This is a genomic window from Rahnella sp. BCC 1045, assembly GCF_019049615.1.
Taxonomy (GTDB): domain Bacteria; phylum Pseudomonadota; class Gammaproteobacteria; order Enterobacterales; family Enterobacteriaceae; genus Rahnella; species Rahnella contaminans.
Genome location: NZ_JAFMOZ010000104.1, coordinates 32102 through 45072, shown reverse-complemented (window position 1 = coordinate 45072; position 12971 = coordinate 32102). Strand labels below are relative to the sequence as shown.

At 58.2% G+C, this 12971-nt stretch carries 14 protein-coding genes; 13 read left to right on the top strand and 1 reads right to left on the bottom strand.

Annotation, left to right across the window (positions count from 1 at the left end; genetic code table 11):
* Positions 1 to 196: 196 nt before the first annotated feature.
* The 13 genes from J1782_RS05300 (at position 197) to J1782_RS05235 (ending at position 12315) form a co-directional block, all read left to right on the top strand.
* A complete protein-coding gene (locus tag J1782_RS05300) occupies positions 197 to 838 on the top strand; it encodes a phage baseplate assembly protein V (RefSeq protein ID WP_217152593.1) in 642 nt (213 codons plus the stop codon).
* On the top strand, positions 835 to 1185 hold the full coding sequence (locus J1782_RS05295) for a GPW/gp25 family protein (RefSeq protein ID WP_152327230.1): 351 nt from the start codon (positions 835 to 837) through the stop codon (positions 1183 to 1185). Before J1782_RS05300 ends, J1782_RS05295 begins: the two co-directional genes overlap by 4 nt.
* Positions 1186 to 1187: 2 nt before the next feature.
* The gene (locus J1782_RS05290; RefSeq protein ID WP_217152592.1) at positions 1188 to 2096 is read left to right on the top strand and encodes a baseplate assembly protein; all 909 of its coding nucleotides are present in this window, start codon (positions 1188 to 1190) and stop codon (positions 2094 to 2096) included.
* On the top strand, positions 2089 to 2616 hold the full coding sequence (locus J1782_RS05285) for a phage tail protein I (protein ID WP_217152591.1): 528 nt from the start codon (positions 2089 to 2091) through the stop codon (positions 2614 to 2616). The genes J1782_RS05290 and J1782_RS05285 overlap by 8 nt, the downstream gene beginning before the upstream one ends.
* A 9-nt stretch (positions 2617 to 2625) precedes the next feature.
* Entirely contained in the window at positions 2626 to 5316 is a 2691-nt protein-coding gene (locus J1782_RS05280; protein ID WP_254302928.1) for a phage tail protein, read from the top strand.
* The gene (locus J1782_RS05270; protein WP_217152595.1) at positions 5313 to 5885 is read left to right on the top strand and encodes a tail fiber assembly protein; all 573 of its coding nucleotides are present in this window, start codon (positions 5313 to 5315) and stop codon (positions 5883 to 5885) included. Before J1782_RS05280 ends, J1782_RS05270 begins: the two co-directional genes overlap by 4 nt.
* Positions 5886 to 6017: 132 nt before the next feature.
* On the top strand, positions 6018 to 7187 hold the full coding sequence (locus J1782_RS05265; protein ID WP_217152590.1) for a phage tail sheath protein: 1170 nt from the start codon (positions 6018 to 6020) through the stop codon (positions 7185 to 7187).
* 13 nt (positions 7188 to 7200) lie between these two features.
* On the top strand, positions 7201 to 7710 hold the full coding sequence (locus J1782_RS05260; protein WP_217152589.1) for a phage major tail tube protein: 510 nt from the start codon (positions 7201 to 7203) through the stop codon (positions 7708 to 7710).
* 58 nt (positions 7711 to 7768) lie between these two features.
* Positions 7769 to 8050, top strand: a complete 282-nt coding sequence (locus tag J1782_RS05255; protein WP_217152588.1) for a phage tail assembly protein — start codon at positions 7769 to 7771, stop codon at positions 8048 to 8050.
* Between the two features lie 32 nt (positions 8051 to 8082).
* On the top strand, positions 8083 to 8202 hold the full coding sequence (locus J1782_RS05250; protein WP_195814379.1) for a GpE family phage tail protein: 120 nt from the start codon (positions 8083 to 8085) through the stop codon (positions 8200 to 8202).
* Positions 8195 to 10669, top strand: coding sequence for a phage tail tape measure protein (locus J1782_RS05245; protein ID WP_217152587.1), 2475 nt, complete (start codon positions 8195 to 8197; stop codon positions 10667 to 10669). Before J1782_RS05250 ends, J1782_RS05245 begins: the two co-directional genes overlap by 8 nt.
* Before the next feature lie 12 nt (positions 10670 to 10681).
* Entirely contained in the window at positions 10682 to 11152 is a 471-nt protein-coding gene (locus J1782_RS05240) for a phage tail protein (protein WP_217152586.1), read from the top strand.
* 8 nt (positions 11153 to 11160) lie between these two features.
* A complete protein-coding gene (locus J1782_RS05235; RefSeq protein ID WP_254302931.1) occupies positions 11161 to 12315 on the top strand; it encodes a phage late control D family protein in 1155 nt (384 codons plus the stop codon).
* An 18-nt stretch (positions 12316 to 12333) separates the two neighbouring features.
* Here the strand turns inward: J1782_RS05235 and J1782_RS05230 are convergent, their stop codons facing one another.
* Positions 12334 to 12936 carry a LysE family translocator gene (locus tag J1782_RS05230; protein ID WP_217152584.1) on the bottom strand — a complete coding sequence of 201 codons (603 nt, stop codon included), beginning with the start codon at positions 12934 to 12936 and terminating at the stop codon, positions 12334 to 12336.
* Between the last annotated feature and the right edge of the window lie 35 nt (positions 12937 to 12971).

Here is a 12971-nt window from a genome sequence, read left to right as displayed (position 1 = left end):
GCTAAAATGGTTTTTCTTTTATCTAAAATATATAATTACATATCTCAATACCCCTCAAAATAACTCATAACTTTGTATATTACACATTAAATATAAGCTCTTATCGATTCCCTTATCAGATTGTGTCCGTTGTGCCATCTCGGACACAATCTACATCAATTGCCGTCATAACTGCATAATCGGCATTCTTTTATCCATGAATACATCCATCCCCAACAACGACATTCCGCGCCTGCTGCGCAATCTGATCCGCATTGGCACCGTTGCCGAGGTGGATTTAGAGACGGCAACTTGTCGCGTCAATACCGGCGGCAACGTCACGGACTGGCTGCACTGGCTGACCTCCCGCGCTGGGCGTTCCCGTTCCTGGTGGGCACCGTCAGCCGGTGAACAGGTTTTGCTGTTCTGCCTGGGCGGAGAGCTGGATACCGCCTTTGTGATGCCCGGCGTTTTCTCTGATGTATTTCCTGCGCCGTCGGCGTCCGCCGATGCGCTGCACGTCACTTTCCCAGACGGCGCGGTGATCGAGTACGAACCCAAAACCGGCGCGCTGCTGGCATCCGGCATTAAGTCCGCCACGGTGAACGCTGCGGATAAGGTGACCGTGACTGCTCCGCTGATTACCTGCACGGCGAAAACGCGCATCACGCTCGATACGCCGGAGGTGATCTGCACCAACAAGCTCACCACCGCCACCATCGAGATCAAACAGGGCGGCACGATGACCGGCAACCTCACCCATTCGGGCGGCAGCATCACGTCAAACGGCGTTGTTGTGCATACCCATAAACACGGCGGCGTCCAGACGGGCGGCGGTCAGACGCAGGTGCCTTCATGACCAATGCCAAATACATCGGCCTGGCCCGCGACACGGGGCGCAGCGTCGAAGACCTGGCGCACATTCAGCAGTCGGTCAGCGACATTTTGCGCACGCCCGTCGGTTCCCGCGTCATGCGCCGTGACTATGGTTCATTGCTGTCGGAACTGACTGACCGCCCGCAGAATGCGGCGCTGCGGCTGCAAATCATGGCGGCCTGCTACAGCGCGATCCTCAAATGGGAGCCGCGCGTCAGCCTGACCGGCATCACCTTTGAAACGACCTTTGACGGAAAAATGGTGGTGGAACTCACCGGCACCCGCAAAGACACGTCCGCCGCCATTTCCTTAACCTTACCCGTGAGCTAACCATGGCAACTATCGACCTGAGCCAGTTACCCGCCCCCGACGTGGTGGAGGTGCTGGATTACGAAACCCTGCTGGCAGAACGCAAAGCCACGCTGGTATCGCTGTACCCCAAAGACCAGCAGGCCGCCATCGCCCGCACGCTGACTCTGGAGTCAGAGCCGATTGTGAAGCTGCTGGAGGAAAACGCCTACCGCGAAGTGATCCTGCGTCAGCGGGTTAACGAGGCGGCGCAGGCGGTCATGCTGGCCTATGCCGCCGGAACAGACCTGGACAATATCGCCGCCACGTTCAGCGTGGAACGCCTGACGATCACGTCTGCGGATACGGTCAGCGTGCCCGCCGTGGCGGCAGTAATGGAAAGCGATGCGGATTTGCGTATCCGTGCGCAGCAGGCGTTCGAAGGGCTGAGCGTGGCCGGTCCGGTCGGCTCCTATGAGTATCACGGGCGCTCGGCTGACGGGCGGGTGGCGGATATTTCAGTCATCAGTCCGTCGCCTGCCTGTGTGACGATTTCCGTGCTGGCACAGACCGGCAACGGCACCGCCCCCGCTGACCTGCTGGCCGTGGTTCAGGCCGCGCTCAATGACGAGAACGTGCGCCCCGTGGCTGACCGCGTGACCGTTCAGTCGGCTACGGTGGTGAATTACACCATTGATGCGGTGCTGTATTTATTCCCTGGTCCGGAAGCCGAACCCATTCGCGAAGCCTCTGAGGCAAAACTGATTGCTTACACCACCGCGCAGCACCGTTTAGGCCGCGACATCCGGCTGTCCGCCATCTATGCAGCGCTGCACGTTGAAGGCGTACAACGGGTGGAGCTGAAAAGCCCCGCCGCTGACATCGAGCTGGATAAAACGCAGGCGTCATTCTGCACCGCGTACACCCTGAAAGTGGGCGGTTACGATGAGTGATCGCCTGCTGCCCGTCGGTTCCTCCGCGCTGGAAGTCGCCGCCGCCGATGCCTGCGCCGCGCTTGAAAACGTGCCGGTGCCGCTGCGGCAGCTTTGGGATCCGCTGACCTGTCCGGCCAGGTTTTTACCGTACCTGGCGTGGGCGCTGTCGGTTGACCGCTGGGATGAAAACTGGCCGGTTGCCACCAAGCGCCGCGTTATTCAGTCGGCGTGGTTCATTCACTGCCACAAGGGAACTATTGGTGCCATCCGGCGCGTGGTGGAGCCGCTTGGCTACCTGATTAACGTGACCGAGTGGTGGGAAACCAATGACGAGCCTGGGACGTTTCGCCTGGATATCGGGGTGCTGGAAACCGGCATTACCGAAGAAATGTATTTAGAGATGGAAAGGCTGATTGCTGACGCTAAACCGGCCAGCCGCCATCTGATCGGCCTGACCATCACCCAGGATATTAAAGGTGATGTTTACATTGGCGCAGCGCAGTACACCGGCGAGCTGCTGACCGTTTACCCCGCATAAGAGGACGCTATGAGCACATTTAAATCCGTCGTCACCACGCTCGGCCAGTCGCGTATTGCGGCCGCCATCGCGGCGGGGACTGACATCAACATCACGCAGCTTGCCGTCGGTGACGGCGACGGCAAGGCGACCACGCCCGTCGCCACCCAGACCAAACTGGTTAAAGAGGTGTACCGCACGCCGCTCAATTCCTTAAAGCTGGATCCCACTCACGGCAACTGGGTGATTGCCGAGGCCGTGATTTCTGCCAGCGTCGGCGGTTTCTGGATGCGCGAAATGGGATTGTTTGCTGACGACGGCGTGCTGATTGCCGTCTGCAACATGGCGGACACTTACAAGCCGACCCTGGCGGAAGGTTCAGGCCGCACGCAGACGCTGCGGATGGTGATTGCCGTCAGTAACACCGAGGCTATCAGCCTGCTGATCGACGACTCGGTGATTATGGCAACGGAGCAGTATGTGAATGACCTGCTGGCCGCGCATGAAAAATCCCGCAACCATCCCGACGGCACGCTGACGGCAAAAGGTTTTGTCCAGCTCAGCAGCTCGGTCAGCAATACCAGCGAAGTTCTGGCTGCGACGCCGAAAGCGGTCAAGGCCGCCAACGACAACGCCAATACCCGCGTGCCTGCCACCCGCAAGGTAAACAATAAAGCCCTGAGCGCTGATATCACGCTGACGTCGGCTGACGTAGGCGCAATTGCCCCCGCCGAATTTGGCCTGGGGGGTAAAGCGCCGGTAATGCCTTCAACCATTACGTTGCTGGCTGACCCGTCGATTATTGGTTTTGAATCGACGTGGACAGTGACCAGCGGTTATACCGATGCCCCGGCGGGCAATACCAGCCCTACGGGTGTTTTGCATAATATCCGCCGTGCTTATGATGCCGGTTGTTCCTTAATTCAATATCTCTACATGACCGGCGGCGCAGTCTATGTCCGAACCGCAGCTGTCTCATCAGGCGTTATTACATGGCATGGCACAAGCTTATCCGGTGACGTTAACGGCTGGCGAACAGTCTATGATTCAGCCCAGAAGCCGACGGCCTCAGAAGTCGGTGCCTTGCCCGTCGCTTCTGCCGTTCTGGGCACCGTCAACATCAACACGTTTAACCTGGCAAAAATTGGCCTTTACGTGCAAAGCACAGGCGCGAATGCCACGGTAGCAAACGGCTATCCGCCAGGCTCGCAGGCGGCGGGCGTGCTGGAGATTATCCCTGCCTCCTGGACGGGTGGAGTACTCCAGCGTTACACGGTGCAAAACACCGGCATGGTGTGGACGCGTGCGCTGAATGCGTCCTGGAATGGCACCGATGGACCATGGCGCGACTGGGTACAGGCCAGCACCGCCGGTTCTGTTGCAGCAAATACTGCCCTTGGCTCAGCAGACCTGAACACCGTGGGCTTTGGCCTGACGGCGGTGCAGGCCGCTGTCTATCACCAGACGGCTAACGCTTCAGCCGCCGCTGACAGACATTATCCCGAAGCCAAAGCGGGAACTCTGTATGTCACGGGCAGCGCCTACGGCGGGCAACAGATGTATGTGACGTTTGAGGGGCGGATTTATATCCGTGGTCTTTCCAGCGTATGGAACGGGACAGATGGTCCGTGGAAGGACTGGATTTCGATTTACGGCACCAACAATAAGCCCACCGCCGCAGACGTGGGCGCATGGACGGCAGCGCAAAGCGCCGCCAGTGAAAAGGCGCTGTCTGATGAAATTGCGACGGCGTTTAAAATCCGCACGAACTTAACCGCCGCGGATACCCCGAACACCCTGCGCGGCAGCGGCATGTTTGGGCATTACGGCGTGCCAGGTGTCGCTGCGGCGACCACGGACAAAGGTTATCCGATGAACGGTTTCGTCGGGGCGATTTTTGTTACCTGGGGTCCGAATGCGACGCAGCAGATTGCATTCAATAGCAACGGTCGGCAATTTACCCGCTCCATGACGGGGGCGTGGAACGGCGTTGATGGTCCATGGTCTGCCTGGAATGAAATTTACTGCCAGGCCAATAAGCCCAGTCCCGCAGAAATCGGCGCATTAGCCACCGGCGACGTGCTTGTCGGTATGCCGGTGCCCTGGCCTTCTGACACCGTGCCCGCCGGTTTTGCGCTGATGGTCGGGCAGACATTTAACAAGACAACGTACCCGTCTCTGGCTATCGCTTACCCTTCCGGCGTTATTCCTGACATGCGCGGTCAGACCCTCAAAGGCAAACCGGCCAGCGGGCGCGCCGTGCTTTCCCTGGAGCAGGACGGGGTCAAAAGTCACAACCATACCGCCACAGCCAGCAATACCGACCTCGGACGGAAAACGACGAGTGCGTTTGATTACGGACGTAAAGGAACATCCGGCTTTGACTACGGCACCAAAGGGTCAGACGGCCAGGGCGCACACCAGCATCAGATGGGGGTCGCCGGTGCTAATAACCGCTTTGGTGCGATTGGCGTGGCGAAAGACTACGGGTTTAGCGGTTCCAATAATGCCAATCAGACAGAAATGCCGGTGACCAGCGTGGACGGCAACCACGGACATAACACCTACATCGGCGCGCACGATCACTATGTCGATATCGGGGCACACGATCATTACATCGACATGGGCGCCCACGGGCACACCATCACCGTAAACGCCGCCGGTAACACGGAAAACACCGTGAAAAACGTGGCCTTTAATTACCTTGTGAGACTCGCATAATGTTCAGATATTCAGATAAGACACAGACAATTAAGGTGTATGACTTTTCGGCTATCACCGGCGAACTGATTGGCAAAAGCGACGCCATGATCCCGCCGGATACCGGCCTGCCTGCCCGCTGCACGGACATTGTGCCCCCGCAGATAGAAAAAGGCTTTGTGGCGGTTTTCACCGGTGAGGCTTGGGACGTGGTGGCAGACTTTCGGGGTAAGGTGGTTTACAGCACACAGACGGGTCAGCAGACAACCATCACGGAGCTGGGCGCGTTGCCTGAGAATACGACGGATATCGCCCCTGCCACCCGCTTTGACCGCTGGGACGGCGCGGCCTGGGTGAAGGATGATGCGGCGGAGCGTATTCAGCAGGTTCAGGAAGCCGAAGTGCAGAAGAAAACGCTGATGCAGCAGGCCGTTTTGCAAATTGATACGCTTCAGGACGCCATCGATTTAGATATGGCTTCAGAGGACGAAAAGGCGCAAATTGTCGGCTGGAAAAAATACCGCGTGCTGCTTAACCGGCTGGATGCGAACGCCGCGCCGAATATCACCTGGCCTGAAATCCCCGCCTGACCCTCGCCCCGAAAGGGGCTTTTTTGTTTCTGCTCTGCCACGTTGTGCCATTTCCCACACTCCGATCCCGCCGTGCCTGCGCGTACACAACCAGCGATGATTGACTGGCTTATTAATCACAGGAAAAACACCATGGCTGATTATCATCACGGTGTGCGCGTTGTTGAAATCAATGACGGCACCCGCGTTATCTCCACCGTTTCCACCGCCATCATCGGGATGGTTTGCACCGGCGAAGATGCTGATGCCGACGCGTTCCCGCTGGATACGCCCGTACTCATTACCAACGTCCTGACCGCCGCAGGCAAGGCCGGAAAGAAAGGCACGCTTTATCAGTCCCTGATGGCGATTGCCAACCAGGCTAAACCGGTTGTCGTCGTCGTGCGCGTTGCCGAAGGCAAAGACGACGCAGAAACCACCTCCAACATCATCGGCGGGTCGGATGAAACCGGCATGTATACCGGCATGAAAGCCCTGCTGTCTGCGCAAACGGAACTCGGCGTAAAGCCGCGCATTCTCGGCGTGCCAGGGCTGGACAATCAGGACGTCGCCACTGCGCTGGCCGCCGTCTGTCAGCAGCTCCGCGCCTTTGGCTACATCAGCGCCTACGGATGCAAAACCGTGTCCGATGCCATCAGGTACCGCGACAATTTCAGCCAGCGTGAGCTGATGGTGGTCTGGCCTGATTTCGTGTCCTGGAACACCACCACCAACGCCAGCGACACCGCCCCCGCGACGGCTTACGCGCTCGGCCTGCGTGCCAAAATCGACGCCGAAACCGGCTGGCATAAAACGCTATCTAACGTCGGCATCAACGGCGTGACCGGCCTGTCTGCCAGCGTGTACTGGGATTTGCAAACCACCGGCACCGATGCCGACCTGCTGAACCAGGCGTGCGTCACCACCCTTATCCGCAAGGATGGCTTTAAATTCTGGGGGCAGCGCACCTGCTCTGACGATCCATTGTTCCTGTTTGAGAACTACACCCGCACCGCGCAGGTGCTGGCGGACACCATCGCCGAAGGGCATATGTGGGCATCAGATAAGCCCGTTACCCCGACCCTTATCAAAGACATGATTGCGGGCATTAACGCCAAACTGCGCGAAATGAAAACCGCCGGTCTGATCATCGATGGCAACTGCTGGTATGACCCCGACGCCAACACCGTCGAAACCCTCAAGGCGGGCAAATTATTCATTGATTACGACTATACGCCGGTGCCGCCGCTGGAAGATTTAACCCTGCGTCAGCGCATCACCGATCAGTACCTGGCGACGTTCGCCACGTCCGTTAACAGCTAAGAGGCGCTAAAACATGGCACTGCCTAAGAAACTGAAATACCTGAACCTGTTTAACGACGGGAACAGCTACCTCGGCATGGTCAGCGCGCTGACGCTGCCAAAACTGACCCGCAAGCTGGAGAACTATCGCGGCGGCGGCATGACCGGTTCGGCCTCGATTGATTTTGGCCTGGACGACGACGCGCTGAGCTTTGAGTGGACGGTGGGCGGGCTGGATGAGCTGGTATTGCAGCAGTGGGGTGCGGTCGATGCCGTGCCGCTGCGCTTTGCCGGTTCCTTCCAGCGCGACGACACCGGCGAAACCTCCGCCGTGGAAGTCACGATGCGCGGACGCCACAAGGAAATGGATTTCGGCGAGTACAAACAGGGCGAAGATACCGAAACCAAAATCACCACCCAGTGCACCTATTTCAAGCTGGTGATTGACGGCAAAGACATGATTGAAGTCGATACCGTGAACATGGTGGAAATCGTCGGCGGCGTTGACCGCGTGGCGCAGCACCGCAAAAACATCGGCCTGTAACCCGAACCCCGCGCCGGACTCCGGCGCGAAAACTCCCCTTTGAATAAGAGATACCGCTATGTCAGAACACAATGAAAACATCGTTATCCTGGAAGAACCAATCAAACGCGGCGACACGCTGATCAGCGAAATTGAAGTCATCAAACCCAATGCCGGACACCTGCGAGGAATTGGCCTGGCCGCGCTGGCGAATGCCGACGTTGACGCGCTGACCGTGATCCTGCCGCGCATTACCGCCCCGAACCTGACCGCCCAGGACTGCAAAAGCCTGAACCTGCCCGACCTGATTGCCCTGGCGGGTAAGGTGATTGGTTTTTTATCGCCGAAATCGGAACAGTAAAACTTCCCCCGACCCTGACGGACGATGACCTGATGGCGGACATCGCGGTGATCTTTCACTGGCCGCCGTCAGAAATGAACCTGATGACGCTGACCGAGCTTTGCGCGTGGCGTCATAAGGCCATGCAGCGCAGCGGAGCCGACAGTGAGTAATTTAAAAGTAGAGGTGCTGTTAAAGGCGGTTGACCAGGCGACCCGCCCGTTTAAATCGGTGGAGAACGCCAGTAAGGCGCTGGCCGGAGACATTAAAAACTCGCAGAACAGCCTCAAAGACCTGAACGCACAGGCGGGGAAAATTGACGGGTTCCGCAAGTCCAGCGCGCAACTGGCCGTCACCAGCCAGAAACTCAAAGAAGCCAAAGCGGAGGCGGCGGCGCTGGCTATCGGGTTCAAAAACACCACCAACCCGACCCGCGCCCAGGCGCAGGTCATGGAGTCCGCGAAGCGCACCGCCGCGCAGTTGCAAACCCAGTTCAACGGGCTGCGGCAGTCGGTGCAGCGTCAGCGCACCGAACTCTCTCAGGCGGGCATCAGCACGCGCACGCTGTCTGACTCTGAGCGCCGCCTGAAAACCTCCATTAGCGAAACCACCGCGCAGCTCAACCGCCAGCGTGAATCCCTGGCACGCGTCAGCGCGCAGCAGGCCAAACTCAACGCCGTGAAAGGCCGGTATCAGGCGGGTAAACAACTGGCCGGCAGCGTCACGGGCGCGGGAGCTGCGGGTGTCGCGATAGCGACGGCGAGCACGGTAGCCGGTGCCGGGATGCTCAAGCCCGGCTATGACTTTGCCCTGAAAAACTCAGAGTTGCAGGCGACGCTTGGCCTGGAAAAAGACTCTGCCGATATGACCGCGCTGCGCACCCAGGCGCGGCAGCTCGGCGACAACACCGCCGCCTCTGCTGACGATGCCGCCGCCGCGCAAATCATTGTCGCCAAATCCGGCGCGGACAAGGACGGGATTCTGGCGGCAACGCCGACCATCCTGAATCTGTCCCTGGCAAACAAACGCACCATGGAAGAAAACGCCACGCTGCTGATGGGCGTGAAATCGGCGTTCGGCATGACCAATGACACCGTGTCACACATCGGGGATGTCCTTTCAACGGCCATGAATAAATCTGCCGCCACCTTTGAAGGCCTGTCTGACACCATGACCTACGCCGCACCGGTAGCGAAACAGGCCGGTATCAGCGTCGAAGAAACCGCCGCGATGGCGGCCGCGCTGGCCGATGCCAAAATTACCGGCTCGATGGCGGGCACCGGTGCCCGCGCCGTTATTACCCGCTTGCAGGCACCGACGGGCACCGCCGCCGCCGCGCTCGGTGAGCTGAAGGTAAAGACGGCGGACAGCAAAGGCAACATGCGCCCGCTGTTTACCATCCTGAAGGAAATGCAAAAGAGCTTTGAGAAAAACAAGCTCGGTGATGCACAGCGGGCGCAGTACATGAAAGCCGTCTTTGGCGAGGAAGCCAGTTCGGCGGCGATGGTGCTGATGGATGGGGCAACGTCGGGCAAGCTCGACAAACTTACCCAGGCATTCAAAACCTCGGACGGCAAAACCGAGGCACTGGTGGAGGTGATGCAGAACAACCTCGGCGGCGACTTTAAGGAATTTCAGTCCGCCTATGAAGCCGTCGGGACTGACCTGTTTGATCAGCAGGATTCGTCACTGCGCAAACTGGTGCAGAACGCCACCGGCTACGTACTGAAACTGGATAAGTGGATTGTGAACAATAAAGCCCTGGCGACCACGCTCGGCAAGGTGGCAGGCGGTGCGCTGCTGATTACCGGTGCGCTCGGCGTGTTTGGCCTGGTGGCGGGTCCGGTGATCAGCGGCATCAATCTGATCGTCGCCGCCGCCGGTGTGCTCTGGACAATCCTCGGCACGGTGGGCGGTGCGATTGCGACGGTGATCGGCGGGCTTACGCTGCCAATAGTGGCGATTGGCGTGGCGATTGTCGCCGGTGCCCTGCTTATCCGTAAGTACTGGGAGCCGATCAGCGCGTTCTTTGCGGGCGTCATTGAAGGGCTGGGGATCGCTTTCGAACCGGTGAAAGAGATGTTTGCGCCGCTTAAGCCGGTGTTTGACTGGCTTGGGGACAAGCTCAAAGTTTTGTGGCAGTGGTTCAAAGACCTGATCCAACCGGTGAAATCCACCCAGGAAACGCTGAACAGCTGCAAAGATGCGGGGGTGTCGTTTGGTCACCTGGTCGCGAACGCACTGACCGCGCCGTTGCAGGTGGCAAATAAGCTGCGCAGCAGCGTGGTCTGGCTGCTGGAGAAGCTCGGCATCATCAAAGATGAATCCGCAGACATTGATAAAGCAGCCGACAAAGCTGACCGGCGCACGAAGCAAAACAGCGATGCGGATCCGGCAGGTCATCCGCTGGATAACCCCGCCCCGATTGTACCGCCGTCGGGCGGCCTGCCGGGCGGCGGTTATGCGCCGGTGTCCGTCGGCGGCGGGCGCAGTTATATCGACCGCAGCACGCACACTTATCAGATTTCTGCCGGCGCCGGTCTGGGTGTCCAGGACACCAGTCGTCAGATCCGCGCCGAGCTGGAAGCCCGTGACCGCGCCCGCGTAGCACAGCAACGTTCCCGCATGGATAACGATTAAGGAGGTAGGCGCATGATGTTAACCCTCGGATTGTTTGTGTTTCAGTTGCAGACCGTCCCCTATCAAAGCTTGCAGCGTGATGTCGATTACCGCTGGCCGGTAAACAACCGCGTTGGCCTGCGCCCGTTGCCGCAGTTCCTCGGCGTGAATGAGGAGAAAATTACCCTGTCCGGCGTGCTGATGCCGGAAATCACCGGCGGGAAGTTGTCACTGCTCGCACTGAACCTGATGGCTGACGAAGGCAAGGCGTGGCCGCTGCTGGAAGGCAGCGGCACCATTTACGGGATGTTCGTGGTGAACAGCGTCAGCGAAACCCACACGGAGCATTTTTCCAACGGTGCCGCCCGCCGGATTGAATTTACTCTGACGCTGACCCGCGTGGATGAATCACTGGCGGCGATGTTCGGCGACATGAAAGCCCAGGCTGACGGGCTGCTAAATCAGGCCGGTAGTTTAACCGGTCAGCTTGGGGGACTGCTGTGATTACGGATATGACCATCGGTGCCGGTGCGCAGTTTGCGCCGGACTTCACGGTGACCGTCGGTGGTAAGGACATCACTCAGGACGTCGGCAACCGGCTGATATCGCTAACGCTCACTGATAACCGCGGCTTTGAGGCTGACCAGCTCGACATCGAGCTGAGCGACACCGACGGCCTGCTGGAGATGCCGCTACGCGGCGCGGTGATTAATATCGCGTTGGGCTGGGAAGGCCAGGCGCTGACGAACAAGGGCGATTTCACGGTGGACGAGGTGGAGCATCGCGGAACGCCGGACACGCTGACCATCCGCGCCCGCAGTGCGGACTATCGCGGCAGCCTGAATTCCCGCCGCGACAACTCCTATCACGACACGACGCTGGAAGCGGTGGTGTCCGCCGTGGCGGCGCGCAATAACCTCAAGCCCGCCATCGCCAAGCCGTTCAGGGGCGTGAAGGTGTCGCATATCGATCAGACCCAAGAAACCGACGCGAAGTTTATCACCCGCCTGGCGGAGCTGAACGGCGCGGTTGTTGCCATCAAGGCCGGTAATTTGCTGTTTATCAAGCCTGGGGCAGCAAAGACGGCAAGCGGGAAGCCGATCCCGCAGATGACGATTGTCCGCAGCGACGGCGACGGACACACGTTTAATATTGCTGACCGTGGAGCCTACACCGGCGTGTCTGCAAGCTGGCTGCATACCAAAGACCCGAAACCGAAAAAGGTGAAGGTGCAGCGGAAACCGAAAGTGCAGTACCTGCGCGCCCTGCAACATCCAAAGGCAAAGAAGACCAGCGCGAAGGTGCAGAAAACGCCGGAGGCAAAGGAAGGGGAATACCTGGCGGGCAGTGAAGACAACGTGTTTAACCTGACCACCATTTACGCCACGCAGAAAGCGGCCATGCGGGCAGCCCAGGCAAAGTGGGACAAACTCCAGCGCGGCGTCGCGGAGTTCTCGATCTCCCTGGCTCGCGGGCGGGCTGATTTATTTCCTGAGACGCCGGTGGCCGTGTCCGGCTTTAAATCCGTGATCGACGCGCAGCCATGGATAATCAGTAAGGTGACGCACAGCCTGGGCGGCAGCGGATTTGTGACGACGTTGAATCTGGAGGTGCTGCTGTCTGATGTGAGTTATGAGGCGACGGAAAGTGGCGAAGTAAGCCAGTGAGAAGGGAGACCCTGCTTTCTAATGCAGTATGCTCATAAATGCGAAAAGTATAAGTAAGCCACCACCCGCGACATTCACATATTTTTTCAAAGTCATGGTGTTCATCTTATTGGCAGAAAAAATGAGAACTTTACTAATCGCGATTAGCCAAAGAGTCATAACAGCAATATGCACCGTGGCAAGGATCATGTAATGCCCGATCTCCCCTTTGCTGCCAGCAAATTGTGAAACTACCGTGAGGTAAAACATGATGGCTTTTGGATTCAAAACATTAGCCAGCCATGCATCTTTCATTGTGACAGGAGCACCACCAGAGTCGAATACCATTTCACGCGCTTTCAGACCACTGCGAATGAGCTGTATACCCAACCAAAGCAGGTAGGCTGTTCCGGCAATTTTCAGCATATGAAAAAGTGCTGGCGACGCCACAAGCAAAGAGGTGATGCCAAACCCGATAAGGATTGCATGTGTATAAATGCCAAGCGCCGTGCCGGTGAGTGTTTTTAGTAGTCCTCTCTGCCCGCCTGAGAGCGCACTGTTCATCGCAAGCGTAAAGCTGGCTCCTGGGGAAAGTGCGATGGGAAGTAATGCAGGGATGAAACCTGATAAATTTATGTCCATATTTCAGATAATAATGCACATGAATGGTTGTTACT

What these genes read in the sequence shown, in the direction of transcription:
- J1782_RS05280 (WP_254302928.1), top strand. Translation starts at nt 2,626, where the DNA reads ATGAGCACATTTAAATCCGTCGTCACCACGCTCGGCCAGTCGCGTATT.
- J1782_RS05290 (WP_217152592.1), top strand. Translation starts at nt 1,188, where the DNA reads ATGGCAACTATCGACCTGAGCCAGTTACCCGCCCCCGACGTGGTGGAG.
- J1782_RS05235 (WP_254302931.1), top strand. Translation starts at nt 11,161, where the DNA reads ATGACCATCGGTGCCGGTGCGCAGTTTGCGCCGGACTTCACGGTGACC.
- J1782_RS05295 (WP_152327230.1), top strand. Translation starts at nt 835, where the DNA reads ATGACCAATGCCAAATACATCGGCCTGGCCCGCGACACGGGGCGCAGC.
- J1782_RS05230 (WP_217152584.1), bottom strand. Translation starts at nt 12,936, where the DNA reads ATGGACATAAATTTATCAGGTTTCATCCCTGCATTACTTCCCATCGCA.
- J1782_RS05255 (WP_217152588.1), top strand. Translation starts at nt 7,769, where the DNA reads ATGTCAGAACACAATGAAAACATCGTTATCCTGGAAGAACCAATCAAA.
- J1782_RS05260 (WP_217152589.1), top strand. Translation starts at nt 7,201, where the DNA reads ATGGCACTGCCTAAGAAACTGAAATACCTGAACCTGTTTAACGACGGG.
- J1782_RS05240 (WP_217152586.1), top strand. Translation starts at nt 10,682, where the DNA reads ATGATGTTAACCCTCGGATTGTTTGTGTTTCAGTTGCAGACCGTCCCC.
- J1782_RS05265 (WP_217152590.1), top strand. Translation starts at nt 6,018, where the DNA reads ATGGCTGATTATCATCACGGTGTGCGCGTTGTTGAAATCAATGACGGC.
- J1782_RS05300 (WP_217152593.1), top strand. Translation starts at nt 197, where the DNA reads ATGAATACATCCATCCCCAACAACGACATTCCGCGCCTGCTGCGCAAT.
- J1782_RS05250 (WP_195814379.1), top strand. Translation starts at nt 8,083, where the DNA reads ATGGCGGACATCGCGGTGATCTTTCACTGGCCGCCGTCAGAAATGAAC.
- J1782_RS05285 (WP_217152591.1), top strand. Translation starts at nt 2,089, where the DNA reads ATGAGTGATCGCCTGCTGCCCGTCGGTTCCTCCGCGCTGGAAGTCGCC.